Consider the following 17,623-nt stretch of genomic DNA (forward strand, 5'->3'; position numbering starts at 1 on the left):
CATCCTCGCCGCGCCGGGTGAGCTGTCGCAGCCGAAGCTCATTGCCGATGGCCTCCTTCGGGAGGCCATCGGCCGGTTCCGAGGCCGAAGGCCTGGTCCTGCGAGGGCATGAGAGCGTGACGGTATTCGTCGTCCCGCCGTGGATCGGCTGATGGGCTACAGAGTTAGAGACAGACTCGCCGAATCACGGCCGGCGGTTTCGATGATGCGCTGAACTGTATCCATCACTGAAGCAAAGGGGATGGGCATGACAGATTCGATTATCAAGAACGTGCGCAAGAAGTCCGATGGGGATATCACCGATGTCGGCGTGAAAGGCCAGTGGGAGAGGACTGTTCCGTGGGTAGTCGCTTCCATCGAAGCGGGCACCAACACCTTCTTCGTGAACTGCCCCCAGCGCGCGGACGTCTACGTCGCTCAGACATCGAGCGGTCGCAAGTTCTTGAAGACGACGGCGGACACAACCACAAAGAACAACTTGGACAACCTCCCGCCGCTCTGACGGCGCGCAACCCTGCTGAAGCGGCCTCGAGAGTGCGAAGCGAATGAGGTCGCTCAGCTCACTTTGAGTGGTCGGGCTGCGGGACCTCCGCAGCCCGACGACTCGAACCCGCTAAAGGATCGCGACGGGGTTGAGCGGGCTGGAAGTTGAGCCGACGAACCGCCACGGATTGGCGGTGAACAGGAAGTCCCACTGCTGGCGGGATTCGCATTCGCGGGCCAAGGCGGTGAGGTCCAGGTTGTCCATCAGCCAGATGCCGATGGCGACGAGGCACACGCTGTGGATGGGACGAGCGAAATTGATGTCGTCGTACTGCGGTGGCTGGACATCATGCGTTCCGTCCGCACCCATCACCGCGACGTCGCGTTCACGAAGGAACGGAAGCGTCGGAGCGTCGAGACCGCTCTGGCACGCGTTGAGAGGGCTCTTGTCCTCCGTACGGAACAGCGGCCCGTCGCGGAGAATCGCGGCGGCGTTGCCTGTGTGGATCAACAGCGCGTCACCGGCGCGTACCCGTACTCGTTGCCGCTCCTCAGCCGCGAGAAGATCGGCCATCGTGACGGCGTACCCGCGCTCGATCTCCGAAACGCCATGGAGCGCCGCGATATCGAGGAGGACGCCTCGCGTGACGATTCCCTCGGATGCGTGGTGCACAGCGAGGTCGACAGCACCGCCCTCAACGGTCGTGTTCATCACATCGAACCCGTTGTAGTACTTATCATCCCAGGAGTAGTGAGCGAGTCCATCAAGGTGGGCATTGCCGCCGTGGGGAGCGATGTTGATGTGGTCCGCGTACGCATCCCATCGCGCCTTGTGACCGAGGGCCTTCTCCACCTCGCGCACGTCAGTGGTGCGATGAACCGCGGCCATCCCCGAGTGCAGGGGATCCGGGGTCAGCGGATCGATGTCGCGGGCGAGTGACACCGCAGCACCATCACGGACGGACTTCACGGCTTCAGCGCGAACGTCGGGAGTGATCAGGTTCAACGCCCCTCGGCGATCATCGTCGCCCCATCGTCCCCAATTGGAGAGTGTCCGGAAATACTCCTCGATGGCGGTCGTCGGAAGAAGCGTGCTGCTCTCGTTCATGGGTCCTCCTTGAGTGAACGGCGGGGCGACAGCGTGAGGCCGGCCGGGTTAGTGCTCCGCTCGAAAGCCGGAACAGGAACCAGCTCGGCCCCTGACGACGTTCGGGACGTCGTCATGTGTTCTTCGACCGTACGGTCCAGCCCATCCGTGATCCGTTCCGTTTCGGCGAACGACCGATCTGATTCACCGAACGTCACCTCATTTGTTGAGTAGGGAACATACGACGCACCTGATCGAGGACCGGAGCGAAGGTCGGAGACTCCTCTAGGTCCGGGTGCCAGGCGAAGTACGTCTGTATCGCGGGCGCTGGCGGGATCAAAGGTTTGATCAGGATGTTCTTGCGTTGCTCTCGGGAAAGCGAATCGTGATCATCCGCGTCCCGCGAGACGAACGCGCAGTGCTGCCCGCCCGACACGAGGAGATAGGTGGCGTGAGGAATGGCCGGGTTGACGATGTCCACCAGCGGGAGCTGCTCTAGGAAGAACGTGAGTCCGGCGGGAACAGTCAGCGGGTCGAGAATGCTGGCGAGCCTCAGCCCGGCAAGGTCCTCTGGGCCGATTGCTTCGATTCCGGAGTATCGCGCGGTCGCCGGCACCGCGACGGCAAACTCCTCCGAGAGGATCGGCGTGCATTTGAGTGGGGCTGGTGGCACATCCCAGACGAAGCCTCCGTCCAGGCGACCGGACAGAAGGAGGTCCACCTGCGTGGTCGAATCCAGAGGAAGGAAGGTGACTTGGGCATGCCCGGCCGCGGTTCTGAGCTTGGACTGGATCTGGTCGCGGATATCAGGCGGCAGCGTGCGCACTCCGATCCGAATCCTTGGTACGTCATCGTCAGGGAAGAGCGTCTTGATCGTCTCAATCTCCCGGACAACCGCTTGAGCTCGCGGAATGAGGGCGAGCCCGGCTTGCGTGGCCTGCAGATGCCTCCCGGACCGATCAAACAGGGGAGCGCGTAGCTCGCGTTCGAGTTGCTGAATGCGCTCCGTCACCCGAGACGGAGCGATCCACAGACGCTTCGCGGCCCCATTGAACGACCCTTCGCGGACTACCGCAAGGAACACCTCCAGATGAGCTATCTGCACTGCCTCTCCTTCGCAACTTAAGTTCTGAAAACCCGAATCGCCGAGTTCAAATTCACTCATAGTCTCAACGAGGGATCAAGTCCCCGCAGCCACCGAAGACAAGGATGTCTCCACCATGACCGTTTCATCTGCAGCTCAAACTGCCGCGAACAGCACCCCCGATGCGATCACCGACAGGCTGGATCGGATGGCGTTCCTCACGCCCAGACACAAAGCCTTGGTTGTGCTCTTGGTCTCGCTGTTCCTGTTCGACATCATCGACCTCAGCTCGTTCGGTGTCGTCGCCCCGGGCCTTGTCGCCGAATGGGGAGTGACGGTCGAGCAGCTGGGCCTCCTCACCTCAACCGCGTTCGCCGGGATGTTTCTAGGTGGACTTGTCGGAGGACGTCTCGCGGATCGCTTCGGACGTCGCCCGCTCGTCATCATCGGCGTGATGTTTTTCTCTCTCGCATCCCTCGCGAGCGCGTTCGCACCAACACCCGAGATTCTCGGCGCGATCCGCTTCCTGACCGGAGTCGGCCTTCAGATGGCTACCGGAGCGATCCTCGTGATGGTCTCCGAGACGTTCCCGAAGGCCGTGCGAGGCCGCGTGATGGCCCTCGTGCTCGGCTTGAGTCTCATCGGTGCGCCCCTGATCGCCATCGTGGCGCGAATCTTCGTGCCTATCGGGCTCTGGCCGGTCGTCTTCATGGTCGGCGCTCTGGGGGTCATTCCCGCAGCCCTCGCGATCAAGTTCCTCCCCGAGTCTCCCCGCTGGTTGGCAGCCAAGGGTAGCGGCGAGGAGGCAGATGCGCAGCTTAGAAAATACGAGAGTCAGTACGTGGAGCGCCACGGCGCGCTGCCCGAGCGGATCGACGAGAAGCCGCAGGCGGTCTCCCCGGCAACAGCGAAGATGCTCGATCTGTTCAAGGGCTCGCTCCTGCGACGGACGATCATCGCTACCCTCGCGTTCTGCGCCTTGATCCTTCTGAACTACGGCTTCGGTTCGTGGCTGCCGATCATCCTGCTCGAGCGAGGCTACGGGCAGGAGGACGCCCTCACATTCTCGATGATCCTCTCCTTCGGCGCGATGGCAGGCGCGCTGCTCGCGATGCTTGTCGTCGACAAGGTCGAACGCAAGATCGTGATCGCCGTGTCCGTTGTGGTGATGGCCGCGTGCTACGTGTCGATTGGGTTCGTCGATTCTGTCCCCGTCCTGCTCGCGGCCGGGATGCTGGCACAGCTGCTCTCGCAGACAGTGTCCGCCACGATGTACTCCTATGTCCCCGAGATGTTCCCCGTTCCTGTGCGCGGTGCTGGCGCAGGTTTCGCGAACGGCACGGGACGCGTCGCGGGTATCTTCAGCGGCATCATCCTCGCCGGGGTCCTGGCCATCGCGGGAGTGTCCGGTGTCTTCGTCTATCTCGCCCTCGTCGCTGTAGCTATGGCGCTCATCGTCAGCTTCGGACCGATCACCGGGGTACGCGAGGCATATGTACGAGCCAGGCAGGAAAAGGCCGCGAAGCAGTCGTGACACCGCAAACGAAAAGAAGGACCCCCTCATGATGAACCCCCGTCGAATTCGCGAGAAGCTCAGCGCCGGCGACACCGCCTTCGGGATCACTTTCCAACTCCCGAGCCCCGACCTGGTCGAGATCGCGGGCGCCACAGGATACGACTACGCATGGATCGATACCGAACATGGCTCGTTCTCGCTGTCAGATCTTCGGCACATGATCCGTGCAGCTGATGCCGTCGGTATCGACAGCATCGTCCGAGTTCCAGACCACAACGCGTCCTTCATTCAGCGCGTGCTGGACCTCGGCGCCGCGGGCATCATGGTGCCGCACGTGCGCTCAGTTGCGGACGCGCGTGCCATCGTTGCGGCGTGCACCTACAGCCCGAAAGGGATCCGCGGTGCCTGCCCCAGCATCCGGTCCGTCGGGCACCTCAGCCTCGACTGGCCTGCCGACTACCAGTCTGCTGATCGCAGCGTGCTGATCTTCGGTCTCATCGAAGACCTCGAAGGCGTCGAGAACGTCGAGGAGATCGCGCTGGTGCCCGGGTTGTCCGGTCTGGTCTATGGGCCGTTCGACCTCGCGATGGCCATGGGCGTCCACGGTGATGTGTCCAACGCTGATGTTCGCGTCCAGCACGACCGGGTTGTCGACGCCTGCCGGTCAGCCGGGATCGAGTACGTCACCGCAGGCCTGAGTTGGGAGTTCGGCGCTTATCCTGCGACCGGAAGTCGCGTCGTGACGGTGACCGCCGACCGGGGTGCACTGCATAGCCTGTTCGCTGGAGCTCTTTCCGAGGCAAGAGAAGCCAGCCAGGCACCTCGCGTTCATGCTCACGGATAAGGAAGGAAGTGCCATGAGCCATGCAGCTGGAGCACTCGAGAACGAAGTAGCGATTGTGACGGGAGCGGCGTCAGGTATGGGCGCTGCCACGGCGAGACGGTTCATCGAGGAAGGCGCGAAAGTCATCCTCACCGACGTCAACGTCGATGGTGGTCAGGCTCTAGCCGACGATCTCGGTGACAATGCGAGCTTTCTGCCGCTGGACGTCGCCGACAAGGATCAGTGGGAACAGGTCGTCGCGGGAGCGGCCGCACTCTTCGGCCCGGTAACAGTGCTCATGAACAACGCAGGTGTGGGTGCCGTCGGGTTCATCGAGTCGTACGCCCAGTCCGACTGGGATCGCGGCATCTCGATCATGCTCGAAGGCCCGCTCCTCGGAATGCGCGCAGTCGTCCCCTCGATGCGCGAAGCCGGACGAGGCTCGATCATCAACGTCTCGTCGCTGCAGGGGAGAGAGGCTGATGCAGGACTCGCACCATACGTCGCAGCGAAGTTCGGTCTCCGCGGGCTCACCAAGTCCGCGGCAATCGAGCTCGGCAAGTACGGCATACGCGCGAACACCATCTTCCCTGGCCTGGTGAAGACCAGCATGACGCAGGGACTCCCCGACCACCTGATGGGGCTGATCCCGCTTCACCGGCCGGGTGCCGAGGACCGGGCAGGCCGGCCGGAGGACGTCGCGGCACTCGCGACCTTCCTCGCGTCGCCGAAGGCATCGAACATCACCGGCGCCGAGATCACCATCGACGGCGGGAAATCGATCCGCTTCCCAACGAAGTTCCAGGATTACACCGCGGAAATCGCCAAGTACAAGAAGGTCGTAGGGCACGCATGACTAGTGCAACACAGGCAACTGTTGCGGTCTATTCGCCGACCGGATCCGTCATCGGCGACGCAGTACTCGATCAGCTCGGAACCACCGCTGCCCGCGCGGTCGATACTGCGAGCTCCGGACACCTTCACGGAGCGGTGTTTGTCGCAGGCGCTCCCGGCGAGTACGGGATCGAGGACGAGAGCATCGGCGCGTACGTCGCGCATGTGGTGGATGCCGCGTCCGCTGTCGCGACAAAACTCGCTTTGGGTATCTCGGAGTCGAATGCGCTGGTGATCGTGCTCCCTCCCCTGAGCGACTCTCTCAGCGCGGGCGCGACCCCGATCAGCATCGCTGCGGGCGCCCTCGTCGGGCTGTCCCGCGCGCTTGCCGTTGATCTCGGGGATAAGGGTCTGCGAGTGAACCTGGTCCAGCCAGGACTCATGCACGCCGCGTCGAGCCTTGGCCCCATACCGACGATTCCACTTGAGCGACCGGCAGGAAAGCACACCGAAGCCGTTGACGTAGCTCACGCTGTCGAGTTCTTGCTCTCCGAAGATTCCTCGTACATCACAGGAGTTCAGTTGGACGTCGACGGGGGTGTATCCGAGGACCGTCACGCTGCGGTCTCCGTGCTGTGGGCGGAGGGGCTCCTGGCGCCTGACGGGCCGGGCCTTGCTGCGCTCTTGACCTGACGCCGACCCCCGTCGGCTTGAGAAGCGCACCGAGCGAATGCCTCGACCGCGCATCTGAGACCGCCAGCAACCAACGACCCTCGTGAGACGAGGTTGCTGGCGGTCGTGTGTGCGCCTCCTCATGAGAGCCGCGTGTTGATCTAGTTCGGGCTCCTCATTCAGGCGGTGAAAAGTGCAGCGGTGGACAGGAGGGTTCGAGCACCGAAACCTGTCGCACCGGCCGACCTCCACGAGTCGTCCTTCTCCGTCTGCATGGTGCCGGCGATGTCCAGATGCGCCCACGGCGTTGAGCCGACGAAATGTTCCAGGAACAGAGCCGCAGTGACTGCGCCTGCATACTTCCCGCCGAGGTTGGCGATGTCGGCGACGCCGGAATCCAGAGCGGACCGGTACTTGCGCTCCAGGGGGAGCTGCCACAACGGTTCGCCGGTTCAACCTCCCGCCTGCTGGACCTCGGCGATCAGGTCGTCATCGTTTCCGATGACGGCGGCCATCGCCGGTCCGAGAGCCATCAGTGCGCTTCCGGTGAGGGTTGCGATGTCGATGATGGCATCGACGTCGTCCTCGGTGGCGAGCACCAAGGCGTCCATCATGACCAGTCGGCCTTCCGCGTCCGTGTTCGTGACCTCGACGGTCGTCCCCCTCGCGCCACGAGGACATCTCCGAGCTTCAGGGCCGATCCCGACGGCATGTTGTCCGTGCACATGAGCCATCCGGTCACCTGTGCTGTCACCCCGCTCTCGTGCAGCGCCGAGAACGCGCCGAGGACAGCAGCCGCGCCACCCATATCCATCTTCATGAGAAGGTGCATGGGGTCCGACGGCTTCAAGCTGATCCCACCCGAATCGTAGGTGATTCCCTTGCCGACCAAGCCAAGGTGACCCGTCGCCTCTTCCTTCGGCTCGTAGGTGAGCTTGATCATGAGGGGCTCCTCGGCGGAGCCGCGGTTCACACCGAGCAGCCCACCGCAGTCCAGTGCTGTGAGCGACGCGCTGTCGAAGAGTTCCACAGCGAATCCGTAGTCGGCAGCCAGACTCTCGGCCACCTCCCCAAGTGGCAGTGTTGTTCGCGACGGTCACGATGATCTCGCTGATAGCACTCGCTCCGTTGGCCGTGTTCCCGCTCGCCGTCGCCGGGCACTCGCCCCCGGCCGTCGCCGAGTCGCGGTGAGACGGGCGGGCGGGGTATTGGTGAGGTCGCGCGCCACGACCGTCGCTCGAGCCGCTCACCACCCCAGGTGTCGAGGTGCAAGTCTCGTAGATGGAACACGCATGGCAAAAGGAGAGGGAGGGGTGCTCGTCACGTCCCTCCCTCTCCTTATGTGTTTCTAGTTGCGCTTGGCGCCCTCAACAGAATTGAGCCAGCGCTTGATCCGTTCGATGCTCTCCTCGGCTCCCACATTGTCGGGGCCGTTGAGATGACCGTGCAGAGACTCAGGCTCCCGCACGATCTGTACATCGACGCCAGCTGCCGCCAATTCGCCACCGAACGCTTCGCCAGATGCGCGGAGCTTGTCATTATCGCTGTTGACGATGAAAGTCGCGGGCAGCCCCTCGATGTCGTGACCGCCGGGGAACGCGTAAGGGTTCGCCAGCGCGGCGGGGTCGCCGCCGACGTAGTAGAGCGCGAGATCGTTGATGCTCTGACGGGGGTTGGGTACTTCTTCCGGAAGAGCCGCGACCTTCTCGGCCAGTTCAGGTCGGAACTCAGGTGACTGAGCATGCGTCATCGGATAGGCAAGGAGGAGGCCCTGGGGCTGCGGGCCCCCGCCGTCTCGGAGTTGCAACGCAACGCTCGCGGCCAAGGTTCCACCCGCGCTAGCCCCACCAATCACCCAACTGTCAGCATCGGCGATCTCGTCGTTAGTGATGAGCGATTCGGCGAGAGCTGCAAGCTCCTCCGACGCAACGGGGAAGAACTCACCGTCGCTAGCTGGCACGTCGGGACTCAGCCCTTCGGGGATGGGCGCGAGTTGATAATCTGCCGCGACCACGACCCTGTCCGCGGACGCGAGTTGCTGAGCCACCCAATGACTTTCCGGCATGTCTAGGTCACCAAACATGAACGCGCCGCCGTGCATCCACAGCACTCCGTTCTTCGGCTCGGTGCCCGCCACGTGGTAGATCCGGATGGGAACATCACCGTGCGGGCCGGCGAAAGTCGAGTCAGTGACCTCCAGTTCTGGTGTTTCATCCTCGCCGGACGTCGAATCTGCGGCGGAGCACCCCGCGAGGCCGATGATCAGGGCCGAGGCCAGAGCGAACGATCTGAAGTGTGGCTTGCGCATGTAACTCTCCATTGGGTTGGCGTGTTCACGAACTGTGAGAACAGTGGGTGAGCGGCCGATGAGACGAATCATCGGCGGTCTTGTCAATGTACCCGCTTGATTGTCGTCACGACAATCGAGTCGCGCCTTGCTGGTGAACGTCGAGTCGGCACCAGCCGATGGAGAAGGCTAGGAGTCTGCCGTCTTCGCAGGAGTCGGGCCCTCGGCGCCAGCGGCCAGGCGGGAGGCGAGCTGCGACATGGACACCCCAGACGTTCTTTCGATCTGATTGTCGAGGCAGGCGTCGAGGCTGGTCACCATCCGAACGACCAGCCTCTCCAGCTGATCGAGTTCGTCGTCGGTCCAGTCGCCAAAGATCAGCTCGTAGGCGTCGCTGGAGACAGCGACGATCCGCTCTGCGACCTCGCGTCCTGCTGGGGTCGGACCGATGATGCTCTGGCGACCATTCTGCGGGTCGGGCATGCGTCCCACGAGGCCCGCGACCACGAGGCTACGGACGATTTTGCTCACGTTCGACCGGCCCGTTCCGATGGCATCGGCAACGTCTGTCGGGTGCGCTGTGGTCCGGTAGATGAGCTGATTCAGCAGCAAGAAGGCCGGCATGTCATCGGGAAGTGGAAACTTACTGGCCGCGCGGATGGACTCGCGAACCGCCGTGGAGTTCATCGACGTCAGAAGCGCTTGGAGCGCAGCTGAGAAGTCCGCACCTCGGCCGTGGAAGAGTGGCGCCGCGCTCACATCGACCTCTCTGAGATCGATGCTCTCCTTTGGCCTCCTTGCCATGACGAACAGTATGCACGGTGCACCGTGCTGGCAATACCCCTGATTGTCTTGACGACAATCATTCGGTACAGTGACGTGAGTACCTCGGCCCCCGTAGCCTGACGCGCACACATAGTGGTTACCCGTCACCACTTCAAAGGAGAAGCCCCCGTGTCTGAAGTTCGCACAGCCCGCCCCACGCGCCCTTGGTGGGTTGCGGTCGTTTCCGGCATGGCGTCGTACATCGACGCTGCAGCCATCGTCAGCTTCGGAACCGCGATGGTGCTCCTGCAGACGACCATCGGTCTCACTCCAGGGGAGATCGGCCTCGCATCCGGAGGTCTCACCTTCGGTATCGCCATCGGCGCCGTGGTCGGCGGGCGGCTGGGCGACCGATTCGGACGCCGGCCTATCTTCACCATTACGATGATTCTCATCGTCGCCTCGGCCGCGAGCCTCGCCTTCGCAGACTCATTCCCCGTGATCATGGCAGCGGCCATTGTCCTCGGTTTCGCGACCGGCGCCGATCTGCCGGTGTCGATCTCGACCATCGCCGAGGCCGCAGCCGACCACAACCGCGGCCGCCTCATCGGTTTCACCCAGCTGCTCTGGGCTGTCGGAATCATTGTCAGCTCCTTCCTCGGCGCGGCCGTCGCTAGCCTCGGGCGCTTCGGTGCGCAGGTCCTGTTCCTTCACATCGCTGTCGTCGCTCTCATCGTCCTCATCTGCCGCCTGACGATTCCCGAGTCGGACAGTTGGGTGCGCGCTCGCGACGAGCGTCGTCGCGGTATTGCCACCGTTCGGGCCGACCGCGCATCCGTTCTCGATCTGCTTCGCGGTTCCTACCGGACCCCGTTCCTCGGCCTGCTGGCGTTCTACGCACTGACGAACATGGTGGCGAACACAGGCGGTCAGTTCGGAAACTACCTTCTTGTCAACGCCGGAGGCGTCGACCTGCAGACGGCAACACTCATCGGTTTGCCGCTCATCCCGCTTGGCATCGTGGGCGCGTTGTGGTTCATGAAGATCGCGGACTCTCCGAAGCGCATGACCTACTTCATCGTGGGCTCCGTCTGCTGGGTTGCCGCGCAACTCGTGTACGTCTTCTTCGGTATCAGCGTCATCACCGCAATCATTGCCGGACTCATCGGGATCATGGGCACCGCATTCGCGTCCGAAGGGATCATGAAGATCTGGACGCAGGAGCAGTTCCCGACCCTCCTGCGCTCCACTGCCCAGGGGGCCATCATCTCGGTTGCCCGCCTGTTCGCTGCTGCTCTCGCGACCGTCACCCCCCTGCTGGTCGCGTGGAGTCCGAACATGTTCTACCTGTTCCTGGCCATCGTGCTGTTCATCGGTTGCGGTATCGGTTGGCTGGTCTTCCGCACTCGCGACCGACACGACGAATTCGACGTCGAGGCCCAGCAGGACGTCGTCGCTGATGCCGAGTCGGCAGTCGTGGCCCCAGGTAAGTAGAAGGAGAACCCCATGAACTCAAGGGTTGAGGAGCTAACCCTCGAAGAGAAGGCTGGCCTGGTCTCGGGCGCGGCGTTCTGGACGACGCGTTCGGTGCAGCGAGCGGACATTCCCGCCATCACGATGACCGATGGTCCGCACGGTGTGCGGATGCAGAGGCAAGGTGAGGACCACCTGGGCATCAACGACAGCGAACCTGCAACATGCTTCCCGACGGCGAGTTCGACTGGCTCGACCTGGAACCCGGCACTGCTGCATCAGATGGGCGCCGCGCTCGGAGAGGAGAGCCGCGCGCTGGACGTCGACATCCTTCTCGGCCCCGGAGTGAACATCAAGCGCTCGCCACTGTGTGGACGAAACTTCGAGTACCTCAGCGAGGATCCTTTCCACGCGGGCGTGCTCGGCTCCGCGTTCGTGCAGGGTGTGCAGTCTCGCGGCGTGGGATCGTCGGTGAAGCACTTCGCTGCAAACAACCAGGAGACAGACCGGATGCGGATCGACGCACAGGTCGATGAGCGCAGCCTTCGCGAGATCTACTTCCCCGCGTTCGAACAGATCGTCCGTGAGGCGAACCCGGCGACGGTCATGTGCGCGTACAACAAGGTCAACGGCACGTATGCATCGCAGAACGAGTGGCTGCTCACAGACGTCCTCCGCGGTGACTGGGGCTTCGACGGCTACGTCGTCTCCGACTGGGGCGCTGTCGTCGACCCCGTCGCAGCCGTGGCTGCGGGCCTCGACCTAGAGATGCCAAGCACCGGTGACCGCAGCCCCGCCGCCATCGTCGCAGCGGTTCGTGCCGGAACACTGGATGAAGGCCTGCTCGACAAGGCGGTTTCCCGGATCCTCAACGTGCACGAACGCATTCGTGACTCACAAGAATCGGGCGCCACCGCCGACTTCGACGCACACCATGCGCTCGCGCGGACTATCGCCGCGGACGGGGCCGTGCTCCTCGCGAACGATGGCGATCTCCTTCCGCTATCGCCGAGTGATGGCGGGCAGATCGCGGTTATCGGCGAGTTCGCACGCACCCCGCGATATCAGGGCGCGGGAAGTTCGCACGTCAACCCGACACGACTCGATGACGCTCTCACTCAGATCAGTCGCCTGACGGCGAGGACGGTGGAGTTCGCGCCTGGATTCAGTTTCGACGGCGAGGGTGATGATGTGCTGCACCTCGATGCCGTTGACCTCGCATCGCGCTCCGAAGTCGTGGTCCTTTTCCTCGGTCTCCCCGACCGCGATGAGTCCGAAGGCTTCGACCGCACCCATCTGCTGATCCCCGACACCCAGCGTGACCTGCTGTCAAAGATCGCAGGCGTCAACGCCAACGTCGTCGTCGTTCTCAGCAACGGTGGCATCGTCACGCTCGACGGCGTCTCCGGAGTCGCACCCGCAATCCTCGAGATGTGGTTGGCCGGCCAGGCATCAGGCGGTGCCGCAGCGGACATCATCTTCGGATTTTCAGAGCCTGGCGGTCGACTGGCTGAGACCATTCCGTTCGACCTTGCCCACACGCCAGCGCACGTGAACTGGCCGGGGGAGAACGGTGCCGTCCGCTACGGTGAAGGCTTTCACGTCGGGTACCGCTGGTATAACGCCACGGACCGCCCCGTCGCCTTCCCCTTCGGCTTCGGTCTCGGATACACATCATTCTCACACGAGAATCTCGTCGTGACCGTTCCCGACTCCACCGTCGCTCGGGCTACCGTTCAGGTGACCGTCACCAACACCGGAGACCGCGCCGGCTCCGACGTCGTTCAGGTCTACGTCACTGACAACACCGCGTCCGTCGCTCGCCCGGTTCGCGAGCTCAAGGGATTCGAGAAGGTTCGGCTCGAGCCCGGGGAAGCGCGTGTCGTCAGCGTAGAGCTCGACGAACGCTCCTTCGCGTACTGGGGTGCTGATGGGTGGACGGTCGAGCCCGGAGCTTTCACCATTCACGTCGGCTCTCACTCTCAGAACCTTCCGCTGAGCGAGGTCATCACACTCGATGTCGAGGCGCCAGCGGCTGTACTTGACGAGTCTTCGACCTTGAAGGAGTGGGCAGCGCATCCCGTTGGTTTGGTGGTCCTTCAAGGCGCGATGACCAATATGGGTCAATCCGCCGACGCGCTGACAAATGATGAGTCGCTACCGCTGTTCGGAACAATGCCACTGCGGACGATTCTCGGCTTCGCGCAGCAGAGCACCGGGGCTTCGTTCTCCGTCGACGAAGCTGTCGCGCAGCTTCTCGCAGCCGTGAAGGCAGCCCCTGGTGCTGGGGAGGGCACGCAGTAAGGGCCCCTGTACGCTCCGCCCCCGGCCAGGCAACTCGCTGAGTCTGTTGTGGGCCGGGAGCGGAGCTGTGCGGAATATGCAGGCGCAGGTGCCCTGCAGAAGTGCGGCGGCGCAAGCTGTTCGCTGCAGAGCCCTTGGCGTCTTGCCACTCATAGGGCGGCCTGTGGTTCACGGGCGCGCAAACGAGTGCTTGCCCACATCTGGATTGTCCTGAGGACAATTAACGGGTACGGTGGTCGAGCGGCGATGGTGCGGTCATCATGCGCCACGACCGCCCCACATTCAGTCTTCGAAGGAGAAGTGATGTCGCACACATCAGCGCCGCGCACCGCCACACCGTGGTGGACCGCCATCGTGTCGGGAATGGCGTCGTATATCGACGCTGCGGCGATTGTCAGCTTTGGTACGGCGATGGTGATCTATCAGAGTGCAATCGGACTCACACCCGGAGAGATCGGGCTCGCATCGGGGGCGCTGACCTTCGGAATCGCAGTGGGCGCCATCGTCGGAGGGCGACTCGGTGATCGCTTCGGACGGCGACCGATCTTCACAATCACGATGCTGATGATCATCGCCTCCGCCACCACCCTCGCCTTCGCTGAGACGTTCGTGTATGTCCTCGCTGCGGCGCTCGTTCTGGGCCTGGCGGCCGGTGCCGATCTTCCCGTTTCCCTCTCCACAATCTCCGAGGCAGCGAGCGATGAGAACCGCGGCAAACTAATCGGCTTCTCGCACCTGCTGTGGAGCGTCGGAATCATCGTCTGCGCATTCCTAGCCGCCGCCGTGGCGAGCTTGGGCCGGCTCGGCGGACAGATCCTCTTCCTCCACATCGCAGTTGTGTCGGTTCTCGTTCTGGCCGGCCGCCTCACCATCCCGGAGTCGGTGCAGTGGAAGGCCGCTCGCGACGAGAAGAAGGCGGGCGTTCCCACCGTTCGCGGCGACAACTCGTCCGTGTTCGTGCTGCTGCGCAAGCCCTACCGGACTCCTTTCCTCGCTCTGGTCGCTTTCTACGCCCTGACGAACATGGCAGCGAACACGAGCGGCCAGTTCGGCAGCTATCTCCTCGTGAACGTTGGGGGAGTGGAGCTGCAGACAGCCACGCTCATTGGGCTGCCGTTGATGCCACTCGGAATCATCTGTGCGCTCTGGTTCATGAAGGTCGCTGATAGCCCCAAGCGGTTCACGTACTTCACGGTCGGCGCCATCCTCAGCGTCGTCGCACTGCTTGTGCCGGCCATCTTCGGGATCAGTATCGCGACGGCTCTGATCGGCGGAGTCATCGGTGCAGTCGGTGGGACGTTCGCGTTCGAGGGCATTATGAAGATCTGGACCCAGGAGCAGTTCCCGACTCTGCTGCGCACGACGGCCCAGGGTGCGATCATCTCCGTTGCCCGCTTTTTCGCGGCGGCGCTCGCAACGTTCACGCCGCTCATCGTGGCGTACAGCCCCACCGTCCTGTACCTGTTCCTGTCGGGCGCAACGGCCCTGGGTTGCGGAATTGCGTGGATCGTCTTCCGCACACGAGACCGCCACAGCGAGTTTGACACCGAAGCGGAGCTCGAACAGGTCCCCGCATCCGTCTGACCCCCCCCCGCCCCACACTTCAGATAACAGGCCACGAGAATCGGAATCACTATGAACCTGCACGCCCCATCGAGCCGCGACGAGTCGCCTCAGGACGAAAGCGTCGCGCCGTCCGCATCATTCATCGTGCACAACGATGGTGAGGATGGCCACGCGCCATACTTCAGGCGAGACTTCACCGTCGGCGAATCCCTGGTCGGCGCACACCTTCGAATCACGGCTCTCGGCATCGTGGATCCGTACATCAACGGTGAGCGCGTCGGCGACGAGGTGCTCGCTCCGGGCTGGACCTCGTACCGGCATCGAGTGATCGTCTCCACGCACGACGTCACCGCGCTTCTGACGCCGGGGCAGAACACCGTCGGCGCGATTGTTGGCGACGGGTGGGCGATTGGGCGGCTTGGTTGGGAGGGGGCGCGGAAAATGTACGCGGAGCGCCCCGCTCTGTTCCTCGAGCTCATCCTCGATTACGGTGACCGTCGCGACATCATCGTCAGTGACGAGGACTTCCGTGTAGACAGTGGCGCAGTCGTCGCGAACAGCATCTACGACGGCGAGACTTATGACGCGCGAGCGGAACCGCAGGGCTGGGCGAGCCCTGGCTTTGACGACTCCGAATGGTCGGCAGCGTCCCGCTTCGACTGGAACCCGGACACACTCCAGTCACCGGTAGGCCCGCCCATCCGCCGCATCGAAGAGATCGCCCCCGTCGCCGTGCTCGCCAGCCCGTCAGGCAAGACCATCATCGACTTTGGGCAGAACCTCTCGGGCTGGGTCCGACTGACCGTTGCCGGTGAGAGTGGCCAGGAGATCACAATCCGTCACGCAGAGATCCTCACTCCGGACGGCGAGCTCGAGACGGAGACGAATCGCACGGCTCAGGCCACCGACCGATACATTCTCCGCGGAGACGAGTCGGAGACCTGGGAGCCGCGCTTCACCTTCCACGGCTTCCGGTACGCGGAGGTGGACGGCTGGACGGGCGGTGACATCGATAAGGCACTCACAGCCGTTGTCGTGCACAGCGATATGAAGCGAACCGGGTGGTTCGAGACGTCGCACCCGCTGCTCAACCAGTTGCACTCCAACGTGGTCTGGTCGATGCGGGACAACTTCGTCGGCGTTCCCACTGACTGCCCGCAACGCGATGAGCGGCTGGGGTGGACCGGTGACATCAACGCCTTCGGCCCGACCGCGGCCTACCTCTACGACGTGCGCGGCGTTCTTCGCTCGTGGCTGCGAGACCTCGCCGCCGAGCAAGCAGACGTCGGTTCCGTGCCGTGGGTTGTGCCGGATGCGCTGGCGCAGCCGTCGACGCCGACTGCCCTGTGGAGTGACGTCGCAGTGGGGCTTCCGTGGACTCTCTACCAGGAGTACGGCGACCTCGACATCCTGAGGGAGAGCTACCCCTCGATGACCGCGCTGACACGCCAGATCACGGCGCTTCTCGATGACGCAGGGCTCTGGAGCGAAGGATTCCAGTTCGGAGACTGGCTCGACCCCGACGCTCCGGCGAACAACCCCGCAGCGGCAAAGACCGACCGGCACCTCGTGGCGACGGCCTTCATGTGCAAGACCACCCGAGAGATGGCGGACACTGCCAAGCTTCTCGGCCACGAAGAGGACGCCGCTGAGTTCGAACGAACTGCGGACCGAGTCAGAAGCGCGTTTCGCCAGGAGTTCGTCACCGCGTCTGGTCGACTCGTCAATGAATCAGCCACCGCCTATGCGCTCGCGATCACCTTCGGTCTGCTGGACGATCAGCAGCTCGCGAAGGCCGGAGATCGACTCGCAACCATCGTGAAGGAGCGCGGCTACCGGATCTCGACCGGGTTCGCCGGAACCCCTCTCGTCACTGACGCCTTGAGCAGCACAGGGCACACAGACGCTGCCTACGCGCTGCTGCTGGAGGAGGAGTCGCCGTCCTTCCTCTACCCCGTGACGATGGATGCCACAACCATCTGGGAGCGGTGGGACTCCGTGCTGCCTGACGGTACGGTCAACGCGACAGGCATGACCTCGCTCAATCACTACGCATTGGGCGCGGTCGCAGACTGGCTGCACCGGGTTGTCGGCGGGCTGCAGCGCCTCGCGCCCGGGTACGAGCGTGTCCGGATCGCCCCCGAGCCTGGTGGATCGCTCACCGCGGTGAAGGTCGCTCACGACACGGTCCGCGGAAGATTCGAGGTTGCGTGGCGTGTCGAAGACGATGAGGTCGTTCTCGACGCCTCGATCCCGGAAGGTGTGGAGGCTGAAGTCGTGCTTCCGCTGCACCCGGACAACGAACGCCACGTGGTCGGCTCCGGGGATCACTCGTGGCGTTATCCCGCCCCGAGCGGATACGGTCGCACCGACGCCCTCACGATGGACACGCCGATCCGCGAGATCGCGAAGAACGAGCAGGTCTGGCTCGCCGTTGCCGGGGTGCTCCAGCGTTACTTCCCGGGACTGCCCCTCGACGCGTCCGGTCCAGGTGCGACGATGTCGCTCAACGGCGTTCTGCAGCACGTGCCGGGAGTTTCGGCAGAGCTGGCGAGAGACCTCGAGGGCGCGCTGACCGGCGCGGACCGCGAGGCCCTCACCGTCTGAGTCGTACACCAGCTCTACAGGGCCGTGCAGGGCGGGGCTTCATGCTCCGTCCTGCACGGACGACTTGAGGCGCGTGTTGGGCGCCATCGTGGCGTGCTCGTCGTCTTGTGGTGGCGACCCCA

At 63.6% G+C, this 17,623-nt stretch carries 13 protein-coding genes and 1 pseudogene; 9 read left to right on the forward strand and 5 right to left on the reverse strand.

All coding sequences use genetic code 11. From position 1 onward, the window contains the following. Positions 1-247: 247 nt before the first annotated feature. The gene (locus AC3RXZ_RS14775; RefSeq protein WP_491494517.1) at positions 248-502 is read left to right on the forward strand and encodes a DUF3892 domain-containing protein; all 255 of its coding nucleotides are present in this window, start codon (positions 248-250) and stop codon (positions 500-502) included. Positions 503-613: 111 nt separating this feature from the next. Here AC3RXZ_RS14775 and AC3RXZ_RS14780 read toward each other — a convergent pair whose 3' ends face one another. Together AC3RXZ_RS14780 and AC3RXZ_RS14785 are read right to left on the reverse strand one after the other, a co-directional pair. Then, positions 614-1,591: a cyclase family protein gene (locus tag AC3RXZ_RS14780; protein ID WP_491494518.1), complete on the reverse strand. Its 978-nt coding sequence runs from the start codon at positions 1,589-1,591 to the stop codon at positions 614-616. Positions 1,592-1,784: 193 nt separating this feature from the next. Then, on the reverse strand, positions 1,785-2,675 hold the full coding sequence (locus AC3RXZ_RS14785; RefSeq protein ID WP_491494519.1) for a LysR family transcriptional regulator: 891 nt from the start codon (positions 2,673-2,675) through the stop codon (positions 1,785-1,787). 115 nt (positions 2,676-2,790) lie between these two features. On the opposite strand from AC3RXZ_RS14785, the gene AC3RXZ_RS14790 reads away from it, so the two are divergent. Genes AC3RXZ_RS14790 through AC3RXZ_RS14805 form a run of 4 tightly spaced genes read left to right on the forward strand, consistent with a single transcriptional unit; the run spans position 2,791 to position 6,520 of the window. Then, the gene (locus AC3RXZ_RS14790) at positions 2,791-4,188 is read left to right on the forward strand and encodes an MFS transporter (RefSeq protein ID WP_491494520.1); all 1,398 of its coding nucleotides are present in this window, start codon (positions 2,791-2,793) and stop codon (positions 4,186-4,188) included. A gap of 28 nt (positions 4,189-4,216) precedes the next feature. Further along, positions 4,217-5,014 (forward strand): HpcH/HpaI aldolase family protein, encoded by a 798-nt coding sequence (locus tag AC3RXZ_RS14795; protein WP_491494521.1) that lies wholly within the window; start codon positions 4,217-4,219, stop codon positions 5,012-5,014. A 13-nt stretch (positions 5,015-5,027) separates the two neighbouring features. Continuing rightward, positions 5,028-5,849 carry an SDR family NAD(P)-dependent oxidoreductase gene (locus AC3RXZ_RS14800; protein ID WP_491494522.1) on the forward strand — a complete coding sequence of 274 codons (822 nt, stop codon included), beginning with the start codon at positions 5,028-5,030 and terminating at the stop codon, positions 5,847-5,849. Beyond that, on the forward strand, positions 5,846-6,520 hold the full coding sequence (locus AC3RXZ_RS14805; protein ID WP_491494523.1) for an SDR family oxidoreductase: 675 nt from the start codon (positions 5,846-5,848) through the stop codon (positions 6,518-6,520). Before AC3RXZ_RS14800 ends, AC3RXZ_RS14805 begins: the two co-directional genes overlap by 4 nt. 158 nt (positions 6,521-6,678) lie before the next feature. Here AC3RXZ_RS14805 and AC3RXZ_RS14810 read toward each other — a convergent pair. The 3 genes and pseudogenes from AC3RXZ_RS14810 to AC3RXZ_RS14820 all read right to left on the reverse strand — a co-directional run bounded on the left by AC3RXZ_RS14810 (position 6,679) and on the right by AC3RXZ_RS14820 (position 9,590). Beyond that, positions 6,679-7,565: pseudogene (locus tag AC3RXZ_RS14810) on the reverse strand (leucyl aminopeptidase family protein). A gap of 282 nt (positions 7,566-7,847) precedes the next feature. Beyond that, on the reverse strand, positions 7,848-8,879 hold the full coding sequence (locus tag AC3RXZ_RS14815) for an alpha/beta hydrolase (RefSeq protein WP_491494524.1): 1,032 nt from the start codon (positions 8,877-8,879) through the stop codon (positions 7,848-7,850). Positions 8,880-8,975: 96 nt separating this feature from the next. Further along, positions 8,976-9,590, reverse strand: a complete 615-nt coding sequence (locus AC3RXZ_RS14820) for a MarR family winged helix-turn-helix transcriptional regulator (protein WP_491494525.1) — start codon at positions 9,588-9,590, stop codon at positions 8,976-8,978. 114 nt (positions 9,591-9,704) lie between these two features. Between AC3RXZ_RS14820 and AC3RXZ_RS14825 the strand changes: the two genes are divergently transcribed. From AC3RXZ_RS14825 to AC3RXZ_RS14840, 4 genes are all read left to right on the forward strand, one after another. Then, positions 9,705-11,045, forward strand: a complete 1,341-nt coding sequence (locus tag AC3RXZ_RS14825; RefSeq protein ID WP_498265593.1) for an MFS transporter — start codon at positions 9,705-9,707, stop codon at positions 11,043-11,045. Positions 11,046-11,057: 12 nt separating this feature from the next. Then, positions 11,058-13,328 carry a glycoside hydrolase family 3 C-terminal domain-containing protein gene (locus AC3RXZ_RS14830; RefSeq protein ID WP_491494527.1) on the forward strand — a complete coding sequence of 757 codons (2,271 nt, stop codon included), beginning with the start codon at positions 11,058-11,060 and terminating at the stop codon, positions 13,326-13,328. A 303-nt stretch (positions 13,329-13,631) separates the two neighbouring features. After that, positions 13,632-14,912, forward strand: a complete 1,281-nt coding sequence (locus AC3RXZ_RS14835) for an MFS transporter (protein WP_491494528.1) — start codon at positions 13,632-13,634, stop codon at positions 14,910-14,912. A gap of 51 nt (positions 14,913-14,963) precedes the next feature. After that, the gene (locus AC3RXZ_RS14840; protein WP_491494529.1) at positions 14,964-17,501 is read left to right on the forward strand and encodes an alpha-L-rhamnosidase; all 2,538 of its coding nucleotides are present in this window, start codon (positions 14,964-14,966) and stop codon (positions 17,499-17,501) included. The last annotated feature ends 122 nt before the right edge of the window (positions 17,502-17,623 follow it).

It is taken from the genome of Microbacterium cucumeris, assembly GCF_058349845.2.